Origin of the sequence: Litoreibacter sp. (assembly GCF_039974535.1) — a bacterium.
GTDB lineage: Bacteria > Pseudomonadota > Alphaproteobacteria > Rhodobacterales > Rhodobacteraceae > Litoreibacter.
Genome location: NZ_JBDWIU010000013.1, coordinates 110,162 through 132,047, shown reverse-complemented (window position 1 = coordinate 132,047; position 21,886 = coordinate 110,162). Strand labels below are relative to the sequence as shown.

Genomic DNA, 21,886 nt, shown 5'->3' with positions numbered 1-21,886 from the left:
TTCTGGCGCGCCATCGATCTGGTCGTAGGCTTGGAAGTCGCCAAAGTACTTCGTGATTGCTGCTGTCAGCGTGGTTTTGCCGTGGTCAACGTGGCCGATTGTGCCGATGTTAACGTGCGGTTTAGAGCGTTCAAACTTTTCCTTAGCCATATCGGTAGGCGCCTTAAAATTAGGGGGCCATAAAGACCCGGTTCACTTCGCGCGCTACCTAGGCAGGATTCATGGAAAAATCAAGCGTCAGTTCACCGCAGGCTCAACTGCGTCACTCGATGCGGTGTCTGGCGCAACAGCTGCATCCGTTTTGGCCTGCTCTGCCAGTGCCGCAAGGTCGTCTTTGGCGGATGCTTCCTTCGCGGCTTCATCAACGTCTTGACCAAACAGATCACCGTTTGAAACCAGCCACCGCTCCACCGCTTTGGCGAACTGTGCGGCTAGGTTTTCCATCTGCTGTTCTTTGGTGTTGAAAAACCCGGAACCGATCAACGTCTCCCCGTCAAACTGCTCCAGAACCAAAATCTGCTTGGAGCGCTCTTTCAGGATCGTCCGTGTCTCGCTATCCCAAACATGAACCGTCATGCTCATCGCAGAACGCGGGGCCAAAGCAAGCCGTCCACCCTTTGTTGCAAGGATGTAGCCGTCGAGACTGTAGCTTAGGTGGTATAGCTTTTCGCCCTCGTACCGGCGGAACCGCTTCTCGATTGCGGCTTCCAGAACCGCCTCCCACTCCTCCGGCGTCGCATCGCGGGTCACGCCCATTTTGCGGGCCTTATCCGTGACAGCCACATTCAAGTCGAGCTTGAAGTCACCTAACGCCACCTGCTCCTCGTTGTCGGGGTTGGCAACCGCACAGGCAGACAGAACTGTCCCCAAGGACAAAGCAGCAAGAATAGCGCGCATGGATTGGCTCCCTCAAAGATAGCGTTGGAGCTGGATACCTGAGCCAAACCACAGGTGCAATCAAACGTCGCATTGCCGTGGCCCAAAGGTCGCATATAGTGACTGGCATGGAAGCTACCGATCGCGAATATCCGCCCCGTGTAGAGCTCGTCACTGGAAAGTGGGGGGTTTTTCAATCTCTCCAAGCGGCACGCCGAAACTTGATTGAGATCATCCCCGAAATTGCCCTGCACCAGCCGATTGTATCCGGAAAAATGGGGAAGCCTTGGCATATGCTGATGGACCCCGATGCCATTCGCCACGTTTTGCGCGACGGGCTGGAGAACTACCCCAAGTCCGACGTCACCAAGAACATTCTACGCCCCGCCATCGGCGACAGCATGTTTGTCGCGGAAGGCGCGCATTGGCGTTGGCAGCGGCGTGCGGCGGCACCTGTGTTCTCGCATCGCAATGTCGCCAATCTAGCCCCCATCATGAGTGCGGCGGCGGACCGTTCCTGCGCACGTATCGAGCAACACGTAGGACGCGCCGCTGACATGTACGCCGAAATGGTCACCTCTACGTTCGAGGTGATCTCAGACGTTACATTCTCCGGCGACGAGGGTTTTGATCGCGAGGCCATTCACAAAGCCATCGACGGCTATATCGACAGCACCGCCAAAGTCTCGTTGTTCGATGTGCTTGGCCTGCCCACATGGATTCCACGCCCCGGACGCATGATGTCGTCAGGTGGCATGAAGGCGATGAAATCCATGGCCGACAAGGTGATCAGCAGCCGCGCACCAAAAGATGACGGCGATGTGCCTGATCTGTTGGACCTGCTCATGGCGGGCGAAGATCCTGAAACGAAGCGGTCCATGAACACCTCGGAATTGCGCGACAACCTGTTGACGTTCATCGTGGCAGGTCACGAGACAACCGCCCTCACTTTGGGGTGGGCGCTCTATCTTTGTGCCTTCGATAAGGGCGTCCAAACCCGCGCCCGCGATGAGGCGCAGTCCGTGTTGCAAGGGCGCACTGCAACCGAAAGCGATCTGGCCAACCTGCCCTATATTCGGCAAATCATCGACGAGACCCTGCGCCTCTACCCGCCCGCGGCCTTCCTGTCGCGCACCGCGAAAAAACAAGACGAGCTTTGCGACCGCCCCATCACCCCCGGCGACACGGTGATGCTGCCCGTATATGCGCTCCACCGATCCCGCCTGTTGTGGGACGACCCGGACGCTTTCGACCCTGACCGCTTTGCCAAAGATAAAAAGGTCGACCGCTTCGCCTACCTGCCCTTCGGTGATGGCCCCCGCGTCTGCATCGGCATGAGCTTCGCTGTGCAGGAGGCGGTGATCATCCTCGCGACGATCCTGTCACGGTTCAAATTCACCCGCGTAGAGGGCAAAGACCCCTACCCCGTGTTGATCCTGACCCTGCGGCCCGAAGGCGGGGTTTGGTTGAATGTGGAGAAGGCTTGATGGGGAGGTGGTCCCCTATGCGGACAAACCGAACGTAGCCGACCGCGTCGCCAATAGACCGCTTTTCAAATGCTGCAACGGTAACGAAACGCATCACGAGCGGAGAGCGAGCCTTCGTTGCGGCTGCATGCATTTATTCTATCCGGTAAGCAAAGCAAGCCTACATCATGAAAAGCTAAAGGGGATTGTGAACCGCGACTAAAAGAAAATCGCAAGCGACACATGTCTCCTGAGGGGGGGCAAGCTAAAATCGTAAGCAGAGGACGATGAAGGGCATTTCCCCGATCCCGTCATCGCCTCCTCACAGTTAATCGAAATGGCGCAGTACAAGCTTACCAGTGCGCCCTGGCGCTTCCATTCTGCGATGTGCGTCGGCGATCTGGTCCAATGGCAAGATGTCTTCGATATCTTGCTTCAATATGCCCTGCTCCAACCATTCGGCCAAAGGTGCCAAAACGTCTTGGTTCGCTGGGTTTTGCACAATCAAAGGCGTAATCCCACGTGAAGCCGTGAATACTCCGTTCGGCTTCCACCAATCTGGCACGATCGTTGCGTAAACACCTCCATCCCTGACCGCGACAAAGGCACGCTGCGCATGTTCGTTTCCGCGCACATCAACAGCGCCATCCACATCGGTTTCGTCCTGCTCTGCGAGGCGCAAACCAAGCAACGGTGCAATTGTTGCCGCCATTGCGCCCACGGCACCATCAGGGTTGTTGATCATGACACTTGCACCTTTGGGTAAGTTCAATGCCTGAAGGGCAGCTAACGCCGTGCTGCCAACCAACGGCAGTGCTGCAGCGGTAGTAAATGGAATGGACTTGGTGATTTTTACGACCTGCTCGATAGGCAACGCCACGAACTCAGCATGGGTCCCGACCTGTGTTCCGGGTTGTGGAGAGATGGCCATAACATGATCTCCGACCTTAAACCCTTCGGTTCCTGCGCCGAGTTTCTCGATGATCCCTGCGGCATCCCAGCCCAAAGTCATTGGGAAAAAACCCTTTTCAGCAGGCAAGATATTGCCCGACCGCACGCCCAAATCCACCGGATTTACACTGGATGCTTGTACTCGGATCAAGACCTCACCGGGCTTTGGTTTTGGGTTTGGCATGTCGGCGATCACGAGAACACTCGCTGGACCATAGGTGTTCAATATTACAGTTTTCATTTTGATCTCCTTTTGTAATGATCGCTAAATAACAAAGCGCTTGCGCTGTCAATCACCTTTCTGTAGTGATCGATAAAAAATCGGAGATGCAATGGGACGGCCTAGATCATTCGATACCGAAAATGCGATCCAGCATGCGATGCTGCTCTTTTGGGAAAGGGGCTATGAGGCGACGTCAATGGCGGACCTCAGCGCTGCAATGGGATTAAACCCACCGAGCATCTATGCGGCCTTCAAAAACAAGGAAATGCTTTTTCAAAAATGCGTAGAAGCTTACGTTGAGAGCATTGCATCCTACGCGCCGCGCGCCTTTGAGGAGGAGCCGACAGTCGAGCTGGCGATGCAGAGGTTCATCTCAGAGGCGATTGAGGCTTTCACAATTCACGATCAACCAAAAGGCTGTTTGCTTATCAGCGGAGCAACAAATTGCAGCAAGGGAAGCCAAGGTGCGCAAGATTTTTTGACGACCTACCGACAGGGCAGTGAAGCTGTGATTGCAGATAGAATTCAGCGTGGGATCCAGGAAGGCGACATGCCTCTGGAAACAAATGCAGCTCTTCTTGCGAAGTATATATCGGTGACTGTTCAAGGTATGGCTGCGCAGGCCCGCGATGGCGTCGACGCTGCTACCTTGCAGGAAGTAGCGAAAATAACGCTAGCCCAGTTCAACCTCTCAAAATAATAAGGACTAGGCCATATATTCAATGTGCTAGCTGCGGCGCAGCGTTGCTCGATCTAGGTCAATGTCCGGTTTGGGCCGTGATTTCAGGATCAGTTTTGCCGGTTTCCCGAAAGCCGATTTTAGCTGCGATGCAGAAAAACGGTAAAGTGGGCTCAAACCCGCCATTAGCCGCGATCTGAATGAACGCCTACATCACCACTCAATCAAAACTTGAGCCACTGTTGTGATACAGAGATCAGATTCATCTGAGTTTTCACAATCCTAATCCCAGCAGCCTTAACCAACCCCACCGCGCGCAGCCTTAACTCCGCACTCGAACTGGCACGCGCCATACGCTTTGCAGACACCATGCCGACGGGGTGCAGACGTCGGATCTTGGCCCCAAACCCCTTATTAACCTGACGCTCCGCATCAACCTCGGTCCAGAGATCAATCAAACTTGTAGTTCTTCGGGAACCCATATGGGGGTCGTTTGCCGACACCAGCCCGTTTGCCAAGCCATTCGCTCATGTCAGGCTCATGGCGGGTTTTGCCCCCGCCCATGCCCCATGTCAGGCCCTCGTCCCACATGAATGTGGTCAAGTCCGACAAGCCGCCGTCCAGCTCTAGCGAGCCTTGCTTGCCCCGCGCCATATTGTACTTCTGCAACCTGACCCCTTTGCCACGACCCATTTCCGGCAACTCGGAAGATGGGAACACCAAGAACTTACCGTTCTCGCTGACAATCGCCACGTGATCACCGATCGCGGGCTTACAGATCACCGCCCGCACCTCGTCTTTGACATTAAGCACCTGCTTACCCGTACGGGTCTGCGCCACGATGTCATTCTCAGGCACGACGAAGCCGTTCCCCTCGGAAGAAGCCACCAGCAATTTGCGATCAGGCGCGTGGATGAACATGTCCACGATCTCCGCCTCATTGGGCAGATCCACCATCAAACGCAGCGGCTCGCCCATGCCGCGACCACCGGGCAGGTTCGCGGCCAACACCGTGTAGAAACGCCCGTTGGAGCCAAACACAAGCAGCTTGTCTGTGGTTTCCGCGTGGAAGATAAAGCGGCCTTCGTCGCCGTCTTTGAATTTCAACTCGCGGTTCAGGTCGATATGGCCGGTCATTGCGCGGACCCAGCCCATTTTGGAGCACACGATCGTCACCGGCTCACGGTCGATCATCGCCTCCAGCGGCACTTCGGCCACCTCGGTTGCTTCTGCAAACACCGTCCGGCGCGCGCCACCTTCGCTGTCTTTACCAAACAGTTTGCGCACGTCGCGTAACTGCTCAGTGATCCGCTTCCATTGCAGGTTTTCGCTGTCCAACAGGTCTTCAAGGCCTGCGCGTTCCAGCATCAATTCATCACGTTCGCGTTTCAGCTCCATCTCTTCAAGACGGCGCAAGGAGCGCAGGCGCATGTTCAATATAGCATCGGCTTGAACTTCGGTCAGGGACATCTCGCCAGTGCGAGGGGACGGGCCGACGTAATCTTTCTCGTCCATCGCGCGGGGGTGGTCTTTGCCCCAGTCTTCATACATCAGACCGGACTTCGGATCGTCATCATAGCGGATAATGTCGATCACGCGGTCAAGGTTCAAGAAAGCAAGAATGAAGCCCTCAAGGACCTCCAAACGGTGATCAATCTTCTCGAGGCGGTGCTGCGAGCGACGTTGCAAAACTTCGCGGCGGTGATCAAGGAAGGCACGCAGCACTTCCTTAAGCGAGCAAACCTTGGGCGTGCGCCCGTCGATCAGCACGTTCATGTTCAAAGAGAACCGAACCTCCAGATCGGAGCTTTTGAACATCATGCCCATCAGCACCTCAGGGTCGACGTTCTTCGAGCGCGGCTCAAGCACCACGCGAATATCCTCGGCGCTCTCGTCGCGAATATCGGCGAGGATCGGCACCTTCTTGGTTTGGATCACTTCGGCGATCTTCTCGATCAGTTTGGATTTTTGAACCTGATACGGGATCTCCGTGATCACGATCTGCCAAAGGCCGCGTCCAAGGTCCTCAACCTCCCACTTCGAGCGCAGACGGAACGAGCCGCGCCCTGTGCGGTAGGCCTCAAGAATGTTTTCGCGCGGCTCGACAATCGTGCCGCCTGTCGGGAAATCGGGGCCGGGCACATGCTCCAGCAAGGTCTCGTCACGGGCGTTGGGGGCCTTGATCAGGTGAACGCAAGCGTTGATCAGCTCGTCAACGTTGTGGGGGGGGATATTCGTGGCCATCCCCACCGCAATTCCGCTGGACCCATTGGCCAGAAGGTTCGGGAAGGTGGCAGGCAATACGGCAGGCTCTTCCAGCGTGCCGTCATAGTTGGGGCGATAATCTACTGCGTCCTCATTCAGGCCCTCAAGCAGCGCCTCGGCCACCGCCGTCATCCGCGCCTCGGTGTATCTAGCCGCAGCAGGATTATCGCCGTCAATGTTGCCGAAATTACCCTGACCATCGACCAGCGGATAGCGGACGTTAAATTCCTGCGCCAAGCGCGCCATCGCATCGTAAATCGCGGCGTCACCATGCGGGTGATAGTTCCCCATCACGTCGCCGGAAATTTTCGCCGACTTCCGGAACCCCCCGTTGGACGCCAGCTTCAGCTCGCGCATCGCATAGAGGATACGGCGGTGAACAGGCTTCAACCCATCGCGTGCATCGGGCAACGCACGGTGCATAATGGTCGAAAGCGCATAGGTCAGGTAGCGCTCTCCGATTGCACGGCGAAGCGGTTCGGCCAATTCGGTCGGCTCTATTTCGGGGGTATCAGTGTTGTCGGACATAGGTGTTGTGTAGCGGCCTAACTCGAAGCGGTAAAGACGCGAGATTTTTTGTTCGGGGACAATTTTTATTCGTTTCCCCGTGGCCTCTTCATGATACTGTGGCAAAAGCATCAAAACACGTCGGGGGATTAGTAGATGTTGAAATGGGTCGTTGGTTTGTGCGCTGCAATGTATTTGGCGTTGATCACGGTGGGTGAGCCCACGCCAGAGGAACTTGCGGCACGCGCAGAACGCGATGACGTTCTGGCCTCAAGATCCGTCACTCCGACACCAGTTCCCGATGCTCCGACGGTTGAAACCCAAGAGCCCGTCGTTCAAGCAGCCGCCCCTGCCGAGGACCTTGTACCAACGCCGGCCGTCACAGAACCCGAGCTGATATCTGAAATTGCAGCCCCCGCGTTGGTCTCTGTAAGCACTGACACAACCACACCGGCTGCATCCGAAACCGTCGTGACTGAACAAATCGTCACCGCACCCGCACCTGCGGCATCGATACGCCGTGTGACAGGCCGTCGCGTTAACCTGCGCGCGGGCCCAACCACGACATCTGAAATCGTTGGCCGCGCAGTTCGTAACGACAGCGCCGAAGTTGTCGAACTGCTTCCAAGTGGTTGGGCAAAGGTCTACATTCTAGAAACAGGCATCGAAGCCTATATCTCGGCCCAATTTTTATCTGACGCGGGTTAAACCCCGCCCTTACCTGCGATACCCATTCCCCTATGACACGTAAATCCATTCTGATCACCGGCTGTTCCTCTGGAATCGGCTACGACGCGGCCCATGCATTGCACAAACGCGGCTGGAGGGTTTTCGCGACTTGTCGGAGACAAGAAGACTGTGATCGCTTGATCGGCGAGGGTTTGGAAAGCTTCCTTTTGGACCAAAGCGACACTGCGTCAATGACTGCCGCCTTGGAAGAAGCCCTCTCACGGACAGATGGGACGTTGGATGCATTGTTCAACAACGCGGCCTTCGGCGTTCCGGGCGCAGTTGAAGACCTGCCAACTGACGCGCTTCGGTCGATCTTCGAGACGAACTTGTTCGGCTATCACGAGTTAACCCGCCAAGTGATCCCGATCATGCGGGCACAGGGCCATGGCCGCATTTTGAACTGCTCCTCCGTTTTGGGTTTTGTAGCCCTCAAATGGCGAGGGGCTTACAACAGTACAAAATACGCGATGGAGGGCTTAACCGACACTCTTCGCATTGAGATGCGTGACACCGGCATTGACGTTGTGTTGATCCAGCCTGGCCCGATCACATCGAAAATCCGCCAGAACTCCATTCCCCACTTTGAACGGTGGATTGATTGGGAAAATTCGGTACGCAAATCGCAATACGAAGACAACCTGAACAAGCGCCTCTATGAAGATCGTGGCCCCGACACATTTGAGCTACCAGCCTCGGCTGTGAGTGAAAAGGTTTGGCAGGCCCTGACCGACGACAATCCAAGGGCGCGCTACAAGATCACCACCCCAACTCACGTAATGGCCGTGCTAAGGCGCATTCTGCCAACCGGCGTTCTGGATTGGCTAATTGACCGCATGTGATGTCGCTCGCTTTTGCGTTAAGCTTCACTATATGCAAAAGCCCCATCCTTAATTAGGATACGGGCGTCACAAAGGTCATATCATGATTAACGATCCGCTTTTCATTGTCGTCTCCGTGGCGTGTATCGCTGTGCTGGTCATATTGTTGATCGGTATTGGCGGGTTCGCCAAAGGTGGGGACTTCAACCGCAAACACGCCAATCGGATCATGCGATACCGTATTGGTGCGCAGTTCGTAGCGGTTATTCTAATCCTTGCTTTCGTCTTCTTCCGGCGCATGGGAGGCGCATAGACTTATGGTTGTCCTCAATAAAATCTACACAAGAACCGGCGATGCGGGAGAGACCGCGTTGGGCAACGGCACACGGGTGGCCAAGCATTCTCAGCGTGTAAACGCCTATGGCACGGTAGATGAGACCAACGCGACAGTTGGCCTTGCCCGCCAGCATGCAGATGGCTCGATGGACGATAAATTGGCAATGATCCAGAATGACCTATTCGATCTTGGCGCTGATCTGTGTCGCCCTGACATGGAAAAGGACGCGGACGCCGAGTACCAACCCCTTAGGGTGACCAAGGTTCAGGTCGAACGCTTGGAAACCGAAATCGATGAGATGAACGCCGTGTTAGAGCCATTGCGTTCATTCATCCTGCCCGGCGGTTCCGCGTTGGCGGCACAACTTCATCTATGCCGGACAGTTTCGCGCAGAGCGGAGCGCCTGTCAGTCGAGCTCGCCAGCACGGAATCAGTTAACGCAGACGCTGTAAAGTACCTCAACCGACTGTCAGATTGGTTCTTCGTGGCGTCACGCGTGGCAAACAATGACGGTAAAGATGACGTACTGTGGGTTCCTGGTGCAAATCGCTAACGCAAACATCTTGCCATTCAGACACTTTTGATCTCTTTTTCGCAAACGCGGCGTCACTGGCGACTTCCGCGTCGATTTTGGCCTGTTTTCCGAGACGCCGCTCCGGTATCTCTGTCAAAGAAATGTTAATGCGTTCAATCCGAGCGCTGATCTAGGGAGATACCGCAGATGAAGGTCCTCGTACCCGTCAAACGCGTGATCGACTATAACGTGAAGGTTCGCGTCAAAGCGGACGGAAGCGGTGTCGATCTTGCTAACGTTAAAATGTCCATGAACCCATTCGACGAAATTGCCGTCGAAGAGGCCATCCGCCTCAAGGAAGCCGGTAAGGTTGAAGAGGTTGTGGCGGTTTCCATTGGCGTGAAGCAAAGCCAAGAAACACTACGCACGGCCTTGGCCATGGGCGCAGACCGCGCGATCCTGATCATTGCGGCGGACGACGTTCACAACGACATCGAGCCTTTGGCCGTTGCCAAGCTGCTCAAAGCCGTAGTTGATGAAGAGCAACCCGGCATGGTTCTTTGCGGCAAGCAAGCGATCGACAATGACATGAATGCGACCGGCCAAATGCTGTCGGCGCTTTTGGGTTGGTCGCAAGCGACCTTTGCATCCGAGGTGAACATTGACGGCGACACTGCCGCAGTGACCCGCGAAGTCGACGGCGGCCTGCAAACCATCAAGGTTAACATGCCAGCGGTTGTCACCGTGGACCTGCGTTTGAACGAGCCTCGCTACGCCTCGCTCCCGAACATTATGAAGGCCAAGAAAAAGCCTTTGGACGAGAAGACCGCCGCAGACTACGGCGTCGACACGGCCAACCGCTTGACCATCGTAAAAACCGCCGAGCCAGAAAGCCGCAAGGCTGGTGTCAAAGTGGCATCCGTGGACGAATTGGTCGCGAAACTCAAAGACGAAGCGGGGGTCCTGTAAAATGGCTGTACTTCTGATTGCCGAAATCACCGGTACTGATCTGGCCGTAGACGCCACTGCAAAAGGTGTAACCGCTGCGAAAGCCATGGGCGACGTAACCGTCCTAGTTGCTGGCGCTGGTTGCGCTGGTGCTGCCGACGCGGCCGCGAAACTAGACGGTGTGTCCAAGGTCCTATTGGCTGACGATGCGTCTTACGCGAATGGCTTGGCCGAACCTTTGGCTGACCTGATCATCTCGCTGGCTGGCGACTATGAGCAAATCGTAGCCCCCTCCACTGCATCCGCCAAAAACGTGCTTCCGCGCGTTGCGGCTTTGTTGGACGCGATGGTAATTTCTGATGTGACCGCTGTTGTCGACGGCAACACATTCGAGCGTCCGATCTATGCGGGCAACGCCATCCAAACCGTCCAATCTGACGACGGCAAGAAAGTTCTGACCGTTCGGACAGCAAACTTCGACGCCGCAGGCGAAGGTGGCTCTGCTCCTGTTGAAGCCGCAGCTGCTGCCGCAAACCCTGGCTTGTCGTCATGGGTTGAAGACAAGGTGGCCGCATCTGACCGACCAGAGCTTACATCCGCTGGCATCGTTGTATCTGGTGGTCGTGGCGTTGGCTCCGAAGAGGACTTCGCCCTGATCGAAAAGCTGGCTGACAAGCTTGGTGCCGCCGTTGGCGCGTCCCGTGCGGCCGTGGACAGTGGTTACGCACCAAACGACTGGCAGGTTGGCCAGACCGGTAAGGTCGTGGCCCCAGAGCTTTATGTGGCCGTCGGCATCTCCGGTGCTATCCAACACTTGGCTGGCATGAAGGACTCGAAGGTTATCGTCGCGATCAACAAGGACGAGGAAGCGCCGATCTTCCAAGTCGCGGATTACGGCCTTGTCGCAGATCTTTTCGATGCTGTCCCAGCACTGATCGACGCGCTGTAAGGTTATATAATTTAGACGGATTAGGGCTCGCCATTGGCGGGCCCTTTTTTGTTGACCTAAAGGACCCGCAACAGACGGTTCGCAATCTGTTGATGCCCCTTAATTCCAATCATCTCATGCGCTGCAGGCGCTTCCATCGTGTTAAAGACCATACCCTCAAGCTTGCCGCGTTCTTCTGCGATATCGACCTCTACGATGTTGTCCACCAAGCCCTTCAATTTGTTCACAAGTGGCTCGTCGAGAAACAACGGCTCTGGCCCCAAGTCGGCGGATGATCCTAAACTCGACGCTGGCTCCTTGAGCCATAGCAAGATGCAACGTCCGTTTATTTGGCGCAACATCAACTCCATGCGCGCGATCCAAGCTGTGCGCAATTCCATCTCAATCGCCGCAAATCGTTCAGGCGAAACCGCCTTGAGCGTCATCAACATATGGCGCGTGAAAGAGAACTCGCTAAAATCAATCTCGCGGTAGATTGATTTCAACAGAGTAGATGCTTTCAAGAAACGGTCATTTCTTCGCGCATGCACCACATAATAGCGGTTCGACATATTTTGCGCGCCCATCACTTGGATGACTGTTGTCTTTGCGCGATTACACAACGTCATCAACGAAGGATCATTCACAAAGGCATCTACTCCCGCGTTTACCGCGCTAAAATTGGCGCAAGGCAGGCCCTTGGTATCCTCAATCAATTCGACAAAGGGTTTCTCCACAAATTTTCCGTAGGTCTCACTCCCGCCCAAAAAGGATATATAGTCCCCCTTCAAACTGCGCCGTGGTCCACGGAATAATAACTTGGACTGGCCATAACGACATTGGTTGTAACTTAATGGACTAGTGTCCGCTCTTTCATAGGTCATTGCCCCACCTCTATTTCGACTCACCCATGAGCACATTCGCGTCAGCAGGTTGCCAAAAGCCTAATGTGTTAATTCTTGATAACTTTTAGCTTTCTAGCTCCCCTTGCACCCTCCCCTCCTCGCGTCCTATCTTGCCGCCAACACCATGGAGAATGCGGACATGAAAATTTCAAAAATTGGCGTGATCGGCGCAGGTCAAATGGGCAACGGCATTGCCCACGTCATGGCGCTTGCAGGTTACGAGGTGCTGCTAAACGACATCTCCCAAGACAGTTTGGACAATGCGGTAGCACTCATTTCCAAGAACCTTGATCGGCAGGTCAGTCGTGAAAAGATCACCGCTGCGGAGCGTGATGCCGCTATGGGCAACATCTCCACCACATTGACGCTCACCGATCTCGGCGCTTCTGACCTGATCATCGAAGCCGCCACAGAACGTGAAGAAATCAAGGCCGCGATTTTTGAGGAACTCCTTCCGCACTTGCTGCCCCACACGATCCTGACCTCCAATACTTCGTCCATTTCCATCACTCGCCTGGCCTCCCGCACAGATCGCCCGGAAAAATTCATGGGGTTCCACTTCATGAACCCTGTCCCGATCATGCAATTGGTCGAACTCATCCGCGGCATCGCGACAGACAAGGAAACCTATGAAACCTGTTTGGCCGTGGTTGAAAAACTTGGAAAAACAGCTGCCAGCGCCGAGGACTTTCCCGCCTTCATCGTGAACCGCATCTTAATGCCCATGATCAACGAGGCGGTTTATACGCTCTTCGAGGGCGTGGGCTCGGTCAAATCGATAGATGAGTCGTTAAAGCTAGGTGCCAACCACCCTATGGGGCCGCTGGAGCTTGCCGACTTTATCGGCTTAGATACCTGCTTGGCGATCATGAACGTGCTGCACGACGGCTTGGCAGACACGAAGTATCGCCCTTGCCCATTGTTAACCAAATATGTCGAAGCTGGCTGGCTAGGTCGAAAAACACAGCGCGGGTTCTATGACTACCGTCAAGACCCACCCGTACCGACACGCTAATCGCGAACCCTAGTCTTTGGGCTTCAAAGCCAGTGTTTTTTCGCGCAGCCAAGCGACAAACCCGCGCGGGTTGCTCGCCCAGTTTTTAATCTCTTCTGGGTCGATTTCCTCGCCTACCACGGGGGCCTGGGGTTTATACAGCGCGTGACGCACCTCGTAGATCAATAGCCCCTGACGCAATGTTGCTGATAGCCTGTTAGCAATCTGGTAAGCGCGCGAGTTCTGACCTTGGAAATAAATCGGCACCACCTTGGCACCCGAGCGATGGATCATCTTTGCGGTGAAGGGGTTCCACTCCGCCTCAATAGCTGGCCCAAACGCGCTCTCAGAGGTTGCCACAACACCAGATGGGAACAACACAATCGCTCCCCCGTCTTTAAGGTGCTCCATCGCTTTGCGACGCATCTCCAGGTTCTTTTGTAACGCGTCTTCCTCATGCGGGAACGGCACAGGGATCATAAACATGTCGATCGCGTTTACCCCCGTCAGCAGTGACCGAGTGAGGATTTTGTAGTCGGTACGGGCGCGCCCGATCAGTTCGGCTAGAACCATGCCATCCACCAAACCATGTGGGTGGTTGGCGACGAAAATAACCGGTCCTTCTTTGGGGATGTTATCGATCTGCGATTGTGGCGTTTGCAGCTCGATGCCCATGACATCCAGCGCATCCCGCCAAAACCCCTGCCCGAACTTTACGCCCCCACGCTCAAACTTGCGGATCAAGTAGAGAAGGTGCAGCTTGCCAGTTAGAAACTCCATCACACGGATCGTGTTGGCCTTCCACGGGTTGGAAAACGTGTTCGCGTAGGAAAGGTCGCGTTTGTCGTAGGCCACATACTCAGGGTGGTCGTAAGGAAGATCCTCGGTGCGTGGTTGTTCAGGTGGGGTGTCGCTCATGTCATGATCCCCGCTCAAAAGCCTTCGCCAAACTTATCTGCCACCAAGGCTGACAAAGCCGTCATCGCAGCGTCCGCATCTGCACCATCTGTGCGTACGTCGATTGATGTCCCTCGCGATGCTGCGAGCATCAATAGCCCCATAATGCTATCGCCTGATACGTCCATGCCATCTTTGCACACAGTCACCCGCGCGTCGTACTGCTCTGCAACCTCAACGAATTTGGCGCTGGCCCGTGCATGCAACCCTTTTTCGTTAACGATCTTCAAAGTGCTTTCAGCCATTGCCTTGCCTACCCGTCAAAACTGTTGATGTACTTACGGCCCGCGTCTTTGGCGAGTTCGACGGCGGTATCCACATCATGTGACCGCGACTTTGCAAGTTTAATGAGCATGGGCAAATTGGCCCCAAATAGAATGCGACGATTGTCGGGGCTGCAAGCCCTCAGCGACAGGTTGGAAGGTGAGCCGCCGAACATATCCGTCACAACAACGACGCCTGCGCCACGATCAACATCATCGGCCGCGCCGCAAATTTCCAATTGCTTGTCGGAGCGGTCATGGTTTTCTTCAATCGTTATTGCACGAATGCCGGTCTGCTTACCGACCACATGCTCGACCGCTGACAAGTACTCTCTTGCCAGTCCGCCATGTGCGACGATGACTATTCCGATCACTCGACAAACATCCCGTTCATATAACCCCTGCCCCAAGCTTTGCTCGGCGCTCCAACTCTCGATGCCTTATAGACACGCGCCAACCCTTATTTGCAAGGGCCTTGCCCATCATTTCCGCTACGGCAACCGAGCGATGTTTCCCACCAGTGCACCCCAGCCCAATAGTTAGGTAAGATTTCCCTTCATCATGAAACGCTGGGAGTAAGAAGTCCGCCAAATCAGTCAATTTTTCGAAGAATGGATCGAAACGCTCATCGGCCATCACGTAATTCGCAACAAGCTGCTCTAGACCGGTCAATCCTCGCAAATCTGGGTCCCAATGCGGGTTGCGCAAGAAGCGGCAATCAAACGCCAAATCAACGCCGTGCGGCACGCCTCGTTTATACGAGAACGAGTTGATCAAAACAGACAAGCCGCCCTCGCCTTTAGCCGCAAAGAGCTTGGTGACTTCCTCGCGCAACTCATGTGGTGACAGATCGGACGTATCCACGACGACGTCACTGCGCGATTGAATCGCCCCAAGCAGCTCCCGTTCACGCCGGATACCCTCTTGCAAGCTTTCATTGGGGGCCATCGGATGTGGGCGACGTGTCTCTGAATAGCGCCGGATCAAGACATCCTCGCGCGTATTGAGATACAGCAGGCTCACCTCGACGTCTGTCTGGGCAGGTAGCGTTTCCAGCAACTTCATAAAAGCTCTGGTTGTAAAATCGCGATTTCGAACGTCCACCCCAAGTGCCACGGATCGCGCCAATGGCGGGCCGTCAAGCAGGCGGGGGATCAATGACAACGGTAGATTATCGATTGCCTCAAAGCCTGAGTCTTCCAAAGCGTTAATCGCGGTGCTACGGCCGGCTCCGGACGGGCCGGTCACGATAACAATTTGATGGGGGGCGGCCCCTGGCTCACTCTTTGTCATTCACTCATAGAAGCGTGAAAGCCAGACTTTAGAAAGTGGAAAAGCGCAGCAGCTAGGTCAGTTTGTGTGCTGTTGTGGAGAAGCGAGAGCGTGTGACCGTCAATTTCTACGTTTTTGAGGTGAGGGAGCCTGTTTTCAGTGGTCCTTCCAAGGTCGATTACGGCCACGATTCGGCTACGATCGATGCACTTGGCGCAGAGCAGCCCTAGGCCACGTGCTTCAATCGCTTGAGGTAACTCAGACGGGCGCGCCGCATATATACCTTCAATTGAGCTGGACAGATCGCAGCGGTCATCTGCGACCAGTTCCGCCCCCAAAGCCATCAATTGAAGCGCTAAGGTAGACTTACCTGAGCCAGAGGGTCCGACGATGACCAACCCACGTCCATCAACGGAAACGCAGGAAGCATGTATTTGGCACGGGGGGACGAAAGGCATCTGCATACTCACCCCAAAAGACCTTGCATCTACTTAGACTTAGGTTGGCAGGCCAACCACAAAACGCGCGCCCAGTGGCTCGGAGGTCACGTCGGCATCGGTTGGGCGAATATTTTCTGCCCAGATAACTCCGCCATGCGCTTCGATGATCTGTTTGGAAATCGCCAGACCAAGTCCGGAGTGATTGCCAAATTGCCGCTCTGGTCGCTCCGAATAAAATCGGTTGAACACTTTATTTAGCGCTTGCTCGGGGATGCCCGGTCCGGTGTCTTCAACGACAACAAGAATTCGATCGTCACGACGGCGCGCCCAAATGCGTACGGCATCACCTTCCTCGCAGAACGACGTGGCATTGGTGATTAAATTTACAAACACCTGTGCCAGACGCGCCTCAAGGCCGTGGATAATAATGGGTTCATTAGGGACGTCCTTGATGAATTCGACGCCATTCTCGGCTGCTTGTTGCCCCAAGTACTCCGTCAAGTTTTTGATCATATGCATCAAGTCAAACGGTTCTTCGTCTTCCTTCACCAGCTCACTATCAAGGCGGGACGCATTGGAAATATCGCTAACAAGACGATCCAAGCGCCGGACATCATGCTCGATCACGTCCAGCAGACGAGTCCGTTGATCGCCCGATTTAGCAAAATGAAGAGTCCCCACCGCTGATCGCAAGGACGCTAAAGGGTTCTTAATTTCATGCGCAACATCTGCCGCGAACTGTTCATTCGCATCGATACGTTCATAAAGGGCAGAAACCATCCCACGCATAGCACCGGATAAACGGCCAATTTCATCAGGGCGCGCTGTGAGGTCGGGTATACGCACGCGGCTGGGGCTTACCTTGCGCGCGTTCTTATCTTGCCCCAACTCTGCCGCCGCAGCCAAATCTGAAAGCGGGTTCGCAATTGTGGACGCGAGCACGAGGCTCAAACCAATGGATAACAAAAGCGCTATCACAAACATCTGCAGTATCTGCTCACGTTCGCTTCGAACCAGTTGATCGATCTGACCGGCCGGGGTCGTCAAGGCAACGAATGCAATTACGTCGCCTCCACGTTCAATCGGTGTAGCGACCGAAAAAATACTTCCGCCAGCGCCATCGAGCCCGGTCCGGACCTGCGTTTCTCCTGAGACAGTGTCGCCGAGCAAGCTGCGCGCCGCCTGCTCACCTGACACACCTTGCTCGGACGAGTTACGAGATCCAAAGGCACCTGAGATACCGTCCCAGACTTTGTTCAAAAATCCGATGATTACTATACCACCATGATCTTGATTTAAGGCTGCTGCACCCGAGGCTCCCTCATGAGATGCGCCACCATTCGTCGCAAGCAGTGTCTCATCGGTTGAAAAGACATAGACTTCAACATCCGACGCAATGTCCAAAGCACTTAGCGTCGCTGAAGGGTTGGTTACTTCTACATCACCGCCCAGAATCTCAATCTGCGCTTCAAAGACATCTGCAATCAACTGCGCTTCGGCGACCAATGCCACTTCACGTTGCGCAACAAGACTGTCGCGGAACGGGTTCAAAAACAACACGCCCGCGACAAGCAACACCAGCGCCAGCAAGTTAAACGTGATTATTTTTCGCGCCAAGGGGGAGCGGTTCAGCGAGATAAAACTCCGCTTCTCTCTCTTAGTTTTGAGCTCCTGTTCGACACTGTCACCAGACCGCGTCCAATCTTCGCCCATAACTAATTCAGCATTTTTCGCTGGCCTGGAACTAGCCATAGAAAACCTCGACACTAATGACATAATTACTCTTCGTTATATCTATATCCGATGCCGTAGAGTGTCTCAATCGCAGAGAACTCATCGTCAGCGGTGCGCATTTTCTTGCGCAAGCGTTTGATGTGACTGTCGATGGTACGGTCATCAACGTAAACTTGGTCGTCGTAAGCGACGTCCATCAGTTGGTCGCGAGACTTTACAAAACCGGGACGCTGCGCCAGTGCCTGCAGCAACAAGAATTCTGTCACTGTCAAAGAGACATCATTACCACGCCACGTCACAGTGTGGCGCAAGGGGTCCATTTCCAGATCGCCGCGCACCATAGTTTGGGCGACTTCGCCTTCGCCTGCATCATCTTTCGCAATCGCTTCTTTACGGCGCAAGATTGTACGAATGCGTTCTACCAGCAAGCGCTGCGAGAATGGTTTGCGAACATAGTCATCGGCGCCCATGCGCAAACCCAGAACCTCATCAATCTCGTCATCTTTAGATGTGAGGAAAATCACGGGAATTTCTGACTTTTGCCGCAATCGTTGAAGCAAATCCATGCCGTCCATTCTTGGCATCTTGATATCAAGAACCGCCATGTCAGGCATTTTCCGAGCAAACGCATCCAGCGCGCTTTGCCCGTCGTTATAAGTTTCCACTTCAAAACCCTCTGCTTCGAGAGTCATTTGGACTGAGGTCAGAATATTGCGGTCGTCATCCACCAGCGCGATTTTAGACATCGGAGGCCCCTTTGTACTGAGTACTGCTCGTTGATTATTATTTTTGTCACACCATCGGCGCTTGTTCGCTCGGAATCAATGGAATTGTGGCGAATCAACCTATCAGTGGCCTCATTTGACAGAATGAGACCTAATGTTTGACTAATTTGCCGCACCTCAGAGCAATGATAACGCTATCAACACCCGTTCAGCCGGTTTCTTCGAAAAACCCCCGCTGGTATATGAAAGACAGTCCCGCCGCCGGGGGGACATCGGCAGGTACAAGACCTGTCTAAAACAAGGATATGCGGGTATTTCCCGCTACAGGAGCAAGCTCATGATTATAGGACGCGTAAATCCGACGCACACGTTGGACCAACAGGGTATTACTGGCCTTGGGGGCGTCTACTATAACTATCTTGAGCCAGCTTTGGTTGAAGAAGCCTTAAAGCGAGACGAAGGAACCCTTGGAAAAGGTGGCGCTTTCTTGGTTACGACAGGCAAGCACACTGGCCGATCTCCCAAGGATAAGTTTGTGGTGCGTACACCCTCTGTTGAGGACACCATTTGGTGGGAAAACAACGCCCCAATGGAGCCCGCGGCTTTCGACGTTTTGCACGCGGATATGATTGAGCACATGAAGGGCCGCGACTACTTCGTTCAAGACCTTTTCGGTGGTGCAGACCCAATGCACCGTCTTGATGTGCGTGTCGTCACCGAGTTGGCATGGCACGGGCTGTTCATTCGCCACTTGCTGCGTCGCCCAGAAGCGCAAGAGCTCGAAGCATTCGTGCCCGAGTTCACAATCATCAATTGCCCAAGCTTCAAAGCAGACCCTGATCGTCACGGGTGCCGCTCTGAAACAGTGATTGCGATGAACTTCGACAAGAAGCTTATCTTGATCGGCGGCACGGCTTACGCAGGTGAGAACAAAAAGTCGGTCTTCTCGCTGCTGAACTACCTTCTGCCAGAGAAGAACATCATGCCGATGCATTGCTCGGCCAACCACGCGCACAACAACCCTGCCGATGCGGCCGTGTTCTTCGGCCTGTCTGGCACTGGGAAGACGACCTTGTCTGCGGATCCATCGCGTACATTGATCGGCGATGATGAGCACGGCTGGTCCGATCGCGGCATCTTCAACTTTGAGGGTGGTTGCTACGCCAAGACCATATCCCTGTCTGCAGATGCGGAGCCGGAAATTTACGCCACGACCGAGAAATTCGGCACCGTGATCGAAAATATGGTCTTTGATGAAGACACCAAGGAATTGGACTTCGAGGATGACAGCCTAACAGCAAACATGCGCTGCGCTTACCCGCTGCACTACATCTCCAACGCGTCCGACACGGCACTTGGTGGCAACCCTAAGAACATCATCATGCTGACATGTGATGCCTTCGGTGTGCTTCCTCCGATTGCCCGCCTGACGCCTGCGCAGGCTATGTATCACTTCTTGTCCGGCTTCACATCCAAGGTTGCGGGCACAGAGCGTGGCGTGACAGAGCCGGAGCCGACCTTCTCGACCTGCTTTGGCGCACCCTTCATGCCGCGCCGTCCAGAGGTCTACGGCAACCTGCTGCGTGAAAAGATTGCCACCCACGGCGCATCTTGCTGGTTGGTAAACACAGGCTGGACTGGCGGGGCCTACGGGACTGGATCACGCATGCCCATCCGCGCCACCCGCGCTTTGCTGACTGCGGCGTTGAACGGCGACCTCAACGAGGGTGAATTCCGCAAGGATCCAAACTTCGGGTTTGACGTTCCGGTGGCATGTGCAGGCGTGGCCGACTTGTTGTTGGACCCCAGACGCACATGGGACGACGCTGCGGCTTATGATGCCCAAGCGTCCAAACTGGTGGAAATGTTCGCCGAAAACTTTGGCCAATATGTGCCCTTCATCGACGCCGACGTGAAAGAAGCCGCTATCGGATGAACGGCTCAACGCTCATCGCAGCCCTCATAGTTGGCGCTTTGAGCGTGACACAACAATTGCAGGCGCAACACAGGGATCGTGTTGCGCCTGAAGTCCTTTTTGATGACACTCTCTTCTCCAGCATCGATTACGGGATCGTCTGCCCGTCGGGGACAGCTAAACGGCTTCCCGCCCCAGACACCCATTTAGGGTTCATCACCCAACGCGACCGCACTCAGCAGATCGAGCACACAACACAGATCATCCCACTGTCTAAAGGGATTGGCTTTGGCGTTGACGCAAAGCTGCCCACAGGCGTCAGCATTCATGACGTTGAGATTACCGTTTTGCATCCACCCTATCACGGCACGGACGTCTCTGACGAACGTTGGCGAAGCGATCTCAGAGCGCGGAGATCAAACTTAAATTTCTTCCTCTTTGAATTCCCGTTCGAGATGGTTCCAGGTGATTGGACAATGCAGGCCAACTACCAAGGCAAAATGCTCTATTCGGTCAGTTTCAAGGTAGTTCCGCCATCGCAGGTCACCAATCTATCGAGCTATTGCTCAGGCGCCTTGCTGTCTTAACCCAGCAAACCACGCCTGATTAGATTTAGGCCCGCGATGATCAATACACAGGATGTCGCCCTACGAAACATCGCCTGATCAATACGGTCTTGCACCTTGAATCCCAGCCAAACCCCAATGACAGCTGGCAGCACCAACAGGGCAGAGAACGGGACTGTCGCGGCAATCAAAATACCGGATTTGATATGCGCCGCCAGCAATAGAAGCGCTCCTAACCCGTAAACAACCCCTTGGATACGCATCTGGTCTTGTTTCGGCGTATTAACAGCGTTCAGGAATAAAACCGTTGGCGGGCCCCAAATACCTGAGACGCCCCCAGCCAAACCCGCACAGGTGCCAGCGATCAGTTCTGCGCCAGTCGCGTTTCCCGATAGCTTTGGCCGCCACCCCCACAATTGAAGCGTCGCAAATAGCATCACGAAGGTGCCAATCGCCAAATACAGCGCGCTCGACGGGATGACACTTACAAGTTGCGCACTCATGACCAGCATAACCCCTCCAACACACAAGAATGCCTTAAGCTTTTTCATCGAGGACCAAGCCGCGCCCAGCCCCTGCCTCAAGCCTTGCATCCCGTTGGTCACCACAGTCGGCAAAATCAAACCTGCCAGTGCCAGTTCCGGCGAGATAAAGCTGCTTAAGCCCGAGATAAATATCATAGGCATCGCGAAGCCCACGACCCCTTTCACGAAGCCGGCCGCCACACCAACCACCATAGCAAGCACCAGTAGTTGAAACGAGATTATATCTGATAGAAACTCCACTCCTCTTGGTAACCTGCTTGGTCACCGAGCACAGCCCAAAATTACCCTGCGACACATTTGTTCATTAATGGTCATTTTTTCGCATT

General features: G+C 54.6%; 25 protein-coding genes. 11 read left to right on the top strand and 14 right to left on the bottom strand.

Annotated features, from left to right (window positions below; translation table 11 throughout):
• Both ABJN86_RS15975 and ABJN86_RS15970 read right to left on the bottom strand, forming a co-directional pair.
• Positions 1 to 150: GTP-binding protein (locus tag ABJN86_RS15975; protein ID WP_348362969.1), on the bottom strand; the 150-nt coding region annotated here is incomplete at its 3' end.
• An 87-nt stretch (positions 151 to 237) separates the two neighbouring features.
• Positions 238 to 897 carry a hypothetical protein gene (locus tag ABJN86_RS15970; RefSeq protein WP_348364013.1) on the bottom strand — a complete coding sequence of 220 codons (660 nt, stop codon included), beginning with the start codon at positions 895 to 897 and terminating at the stop codon, positions 238 to 240.
• Positions 898 to 1,004: 107 nt separating this feature from the next.
• Between ABJN86_RS15970 and ABJN86_RS15965 the strand changes: the two genes are divergently transcribed.
• On the top strand, positions 1,005 to 2,363 hold the full coding sequence (locus ABJN86_RS15965) for a cytochrome P450 (protein ID WP_348364011.1): 1,359 nt from the start codon (positions 1,005 to 1,007) through the stop codon (positions 2,361 to 2,363).
• 307 nt (positions 2,364 to 2,670) lie between these two features.
• Here ABJN86_RS15965 and ABJN86_RS15960 read toward each other — a convergent pair whose 3' ends face one another.
• Positions 2,671 to 3,534: an NADP-dependent oxidoreductase gene (locus ABJN86_RS15960; RefSeq protein ID WP_348364009.1), complete on the bottom strand. Its 864-nt coding sequence runs from the start codon at positions 3,532 to 3,534 to the stop codon at positions 2,671 to 2,673.
• A 91-nt stretch (positions 3,535 to 3,625) separates the two neighbouring features.
• On the opposite strand from ABJN86_RS15960, the gene ABJN86_RS15955 reads away from it, so the two are divergent.
• Positions 3,626 to 4,216, top strand: coding sequence for a TetR/AcrR family transcriptional regulator (locus ABJN86_RS15955; RefSeq protein WP_348364007.1), 591 nt, complete (start codon positions 3,626 to 3,628; stop codon positions 4,214 to 4,216).
• Positions 4,217 to 4,419: 203 nt separating this feature from the next.
• Here ABJN86_RS15955 and ABJN86_RS15950 read toward each other — a convergent pair whose 3' ends face one another.
• Both ABJN86_RS15950 and ABJN86_RS15945 read right to left on the bottom strand, forming a co-directional pair.
• A complete protein-coding gene (locus ABJN86_RS15950; protein ID WP_348364006.1) occupies positions 4,420 to 4,653 on the bottom strand; it encodes a hypothetical protein in 234 nt (77 codons plus the stop codon).
• Positions 4,646 to 6,988: a DNA topoisomerase IV subunit A gene (locus tag ABJN86_RS15945; RefSeq protein WP_348364019.1), complete on the bottom strand. Its 2,343-nt coding sequence runs from the start codon at positions 6,986 to 6,988 to the stop codon at positions 4,646 to 4,648. The genes ABJN86_RS15950 and ABJN86_RS15945 overlap by 8 nt, the downstream gene beginning before the upstream one ends.
• A 135-nt stretch (positions 6,989 to 7,123) precedes the next feature.
• Here ABJN86_RS15945 and ABJN86_RS15940 point away from each other — a divergent pair, with 135 nt between their 5' ends.
• From ABJN86_RS15940 to ABJN86_RS15915, 6 genes are all read left to right on the top strand, one after another.
• On the top strand, positions 7,124 to 7,675 hold the full coding sequence (locus ABJN86_RS15940) for an SH3 domain-containing protein (RefSeq protein ID WP_348364004.1): 552 nt from the start codon (positions 7,124 to 7,126) through the stop codon (positions 7,673 to 7,675).
• Positions 7,676 to 7,707: 32 nt separating this feature from the next.
• Entirely contained in the window at positions 7,708 to 8,538 is an 831-nt protein-coding gene (locus ABJN86_RS15935; RefSeq protein WP_348364002.1) for an SDR family NAD(P)-dependent oxidoreductase, read from the top strand.
• 82 nt (positions 8,539 to 8,620) lie between these two features.
• A complete protein-coding gene (locus ABJN86_RS15930; protein WP_348364001.1) occupies positions 8,621 to 8,830 on the top strand; it encodes a twin transmembrane helix small protein in 210 nt (69 codons plus the stop codon).
• A 4-nt stretch (positions 8,831 to 8,834) separates the two neighbouring features.
• Positions 8,835 to 9,407, top strand: a complete 573-nt coding sequence (locus ABJN86_RS15925; RefSeq protein WP_348364000.1) for a cob(I)yrinic acid a,c-diamide adenosyltransferase — start codon at positions 8,835 to 8,837, stop codon at positions 9,405 to 9,407.
• Between the two features lie 168 nt (positions 9,408 to 9,575).
• A complete protein-coding gene (locus ABJN86_RS15920; protein WP_348363998.1) occupies positions 9,576 to 10,337 on the top strand; it encodes an electron transfer flavoprotein subunit beta/FixA family protein in 762 nt (253 codons plus the stop codon).
• A 1-nt stretch (position 10,338) separates the two neighbouring features.
• Entirely contained in the window at positions 10,339 to 11,265 is a 927-nt protein-coding gene (locus ABJN86_RS15915; protein ID WP_348363996.1) for an FAD-binding protein, read from the top strand.
• Positions 11,266 to 11,321: 56 nt separating this feature from the next.
• Here the strand turns inward: ABJN86_RS15915 and ABJN86_RS15910 are convergent, their stop codons facing one another.
• Positions 11,322 to 12,128 carry a DUF6473 family protein gene (locus ABJN86_RS15910; RefSeq protein ID WP_348363995.1) on the bottom strand — a complete coding sequence of 269 codons (807 nt, stop codon included), beginning with the start codon at positions 12,126 to 12,128 and terminating at the stop codon, positions 11,322 to 11,324.
• A 160-nt stretch (positions 12,129 to 12,288) separates the two neighbouring features.
• Between ABJN86_RS15910 and ABJN86_RS15905 the strand changes: the two genes are divergently transcribed.
• A complete protein-coding gene (locus ABJN86_RS15905) occupies positions 12,289 to 13,164 on the top strand; it encodes a 3-hydroxybutyryl-CoA dehydrogenase (protein WP_348363993.1) in 876 nt (291 codons plus the stop codon).
• Between the two features lie 9 nt (positions 13,165 to 13,173).
• On the opposite strand, the gene ABJN86_RS15900 is transcribed toward ABJN86_RS15905, so the two are convergent.
• From ABJN86_RS15900 to ABJN86_RS15870, 7 genes are read right to left on the bottom strand one after another with little or no spacing between them, the layout of a single operon-like run.
• A complete protein-coding gene (locus ABJN86_RS15900; protein ID WP_348363991.1) occupies positions 13,174 to 14,061 on the bottom strand; it encodes a lysophospholipid acyltransferase family protein in 888 nt (295 codons plus the stop codon).
• 14 nt (positions 14,062 to 14,075) lie between these two features.
• A complete protein-coding gene (locus ABJN86_RS15895) occupies positions 14,076 to 14,345 on the bottom strand; it encodes an HPr family phosphocarrier protein (RefSeq protein ID WP_348363990.1) in 270 nt (89 codons plus the stop codon).
• Between the two features lie 8 nt (positions 14,346 to 14,353).
• Complete coding sequence (locus ABJN86_RS15890; RefSeq protein ID WP_348363989.1) at positions 14,354 to 14,737, bottom strand: PTS fructose transporter subunit IIA; 384 nt, start codon at positions 14,735 to 14,737, stop codon at positions 14,354 to 14,356.
• 16 nt (positions 14,738 to 14,753) lie between these two features.
• Positions 14,754 to 15,656 carry an RNase adapter RapZ gene (gene rapZ / locus ABJN86_RS15885; RefSeq protein WP_348363987.1) on the bottom strand — a complete coding sequence of 301 codons (903 nt, stop codon included), beginning with the start codon at positions 15,654 to 15,656 and terminating at the stop codon, positions 14,754 to 14,756.
• Positions 15,653 to 16,093, bottom strand: coding sequence for a serine kinase (locus ABJN86_RS15880; protein WP_348363985.1), 441 nt, complete (start codon positions 16,091 to 16,093; stop codon positions 15,653 to 15,655). The genes rapZ and ABJN86_RS15880 overlap by 4 nt, the downstream gene beginning before the upstream one ends.
• A 39-nt stretch (positions 16,094 to 16,132) precedes the next feature.
• Positions 16,133 to 17,827, bottom strand: coding sequence for a sensor histidine kinase (locus ABJN86_RS15875; protein ID WP_348363984.1), 1,695 nt, complete (start codon positions 17,825 to 17,827; stop codon positions 16,133 to 16,135).
• A gap of 26 nt (positions 17,828 to 17,853) precedes the next feature.
• Positions 17,854 to 18,555 (bottom strand): response regulator transcription factor, encoded by a 702-nt coding sequence (locus ABJN86_RS15870; RefSeq protein WP_348363982.1) that lies wholly within the window; start codon positions 18,553 to 18,555, stop codon positions 17,854 to 17,856.
• Between the two features lie 316 nt (positions 18,556 to 18,871).
• Between ABJN86_RS15870 and ABJN86_RS15865 the strand changes: the two genes are divergently transcribed.
• The gene (locus ABJN86_RS15865) at positions 18,872 to 20,470 is read left to right on the top strand and encodes a phosphoenolpyruvate carboxykinase (protein ID WP_348363981.1); all 1,599 of its coding nucleotides are present in this window, start codon (positions 18,872 to 18,874) and stop codon (positions 20,468 to 20,470) included.
• Positions 20,467 to 21,036, top strand: a complete 570-nt coding sequence (locus ABJN86_RS15860) for a DUF3859 domain-containing protein (protein ID WP_348363980.1) — start codon at positions 20,467 to 20,469, stop codon at positions 21,034 to 21,036. The genes ABJN86_RS15865 and ABJN86_RS15860 overlap by 4 nt, the downstream gene beginning before the upstream one ends.
• Here ABJN86_RS15860 and ABJN86_RS15855 read toward each other — a convergent pair.
• Positions 21,033 to 21,800, bottom strand: a complete 768-nt coding sequence (locus ABJN86_RS15855) for a sulfite exporter TauE/SafE family protein (protein ID WP_348363979.1) — start codon at positions 21,798 to 21,800, stop codon at positions 21,033 to 21,035. The two genes, ABJN86_RS15860 and ABJN86_RS15855, sit on opposite strands and share 4 nt — an antisense overlap.
• Positions 21,801 to 21,886 lie beyond the last annotated feature (86 nt).

Coding starts and splice junctions, on each gene's coding strand:
- ABJN86_RS15970 (WP_348364013.1), bottom strand. CDS start 897: ATGCGCGCTATTCTTGCTGCTTTGTCCTTGGGGACAGTTCTGTCTGCC.
- ABJN86_RS15965 (WP_348364011.1), top strand. CDS start 1,005: ATGGAAGCTACCGATCGCGAATATCCGCCCCGTGTAGAGCTCGTCACT.
- ABJN86_RS15960 (WP_348364009.1), bottom strand. CDS start 3,534: ATGAAAACTGTAATATTGAACACCTATGGTCCAGCGAGTGTTCTCGTG.
- ABJN86_RS15955 (WP_348364007.1), top strand. CDS start 3,626: ATGGGACGGCCTAGATCATTCGATACCGAAAATGCGATCCAGCATGCG.
- ABJN86_RS15945 (WP_348364019.1), bottom strand. CDS start 6,988: ATGTCCGACAACACTGATACCCCCGAAATAGAGCCGACCGAATTGGCC.
- ABJN86_RS15940 (WP_348364004.1), top strand. CDS start 7,124: ATGTTGAAATGGGTCGTTGGTTTGTGCGCTGCAATGTATTTGGCGTTG.
- ABJN86_RS15935 (WP_348364002.1), top strand. CDS start 7,708: ATGACACGTAAATCCATTCTGATCACCGGCTGTTCCTCTGGAATCGGC.
- ABJN86_RS15930 (WP_348364001.1), top strand. CDS start 8,621: ATGATTAACGATCCGCTTTTCATTGTCGTCTCCGTGGCGTGTATCGCT.
- ABJN86_RS15925 (WP_348364000.1), top strand. CDS start 8,835: ATGGTTGTCCTCAATAAAATCTACACAAGAACCGGCGATGCGGGAGAG.
- ABJN86_RS15920 (WP_348363998.1), top strand. CDS start 9,576: ATGAAGGTCCTCGTACCCGTCAAACGCGTGATCGACTATAACGTGAAG.
- ABJN86_RS15915 (WP_348363996.1), top strand. CDS start 10,339: ATGGCTGTACTTCTGATTGCCGAAATCACCGGTACTGATCTGGCCGTA.
- ABJN86_RS15910 (WP_348363995.1), bottom strand. CDS start 12,128: ATGACCTATGAAAGAGCGGACACTAGTCCATTAAGTTACAACCAATGT.
- ABJN86_RS15905 (WP_348363993.1), top strand. CDS start 12,289: ATGAAAATTTCAAAAATTGGCGTGATCGGCGCAGGTCAAATGGGCAAC.
- ABJN86_RS15900 (WP_348363991.1), bottom strand. CDS start 14,061: ATGAGCGACACCCCACCTGAACAACCACGCACCGAGGATCTTCCTTAC.
- ABJN86_RS15895 (WP_348363990.1), bottom strand. CDS start 14,345: ATGGCTGAAAGCACTTTGAAGATCGTTAACGAAAAAGGGTTGCATGCA.
- rapZ (WP_348363987.1), bottom strand. CDS start 15,656: ATGACAAAGAGTGAGCCAGGGGCCGCCCCCCATCAAATTGTTATCGTG.
- ABJN86_RS15880 (WP_348363985.1), bottom strand. CDS start 16,093: ATGCCTTTCGTCCCCCCGTGCCAAATACATGCTTCCTGCGTTTCCGTT.
- ABJN86_RS15875 (WP_348363984.1), bottom strand. CDS start 17,827: ATGGCTAGTTCCAGGCCAGCGAAAAATGCTGAATTAGTTATGGGCGAA.
- ABJN86_RS15870 (WP_348363982.1), bottom strand. CDS start 18,555: ATGTCTAAAATCGCGCTGGTGGATGACGACCGCAATATTCTGACCTCA.
- ABJN86_RS15865 (WP_348363981.1), top strand. CDS start 18,872: ATGATTATAGGACGCGTAAATCCGACGCACACGTTGGACCAACAGGGT.
- ABJN86_RS15860 (WP_348363980.1), top strand. CDS start 20,467: ATGAACGGCTCAACGCTCATCGCAGCCCTCATAGTTGGCGCTTTGAGC.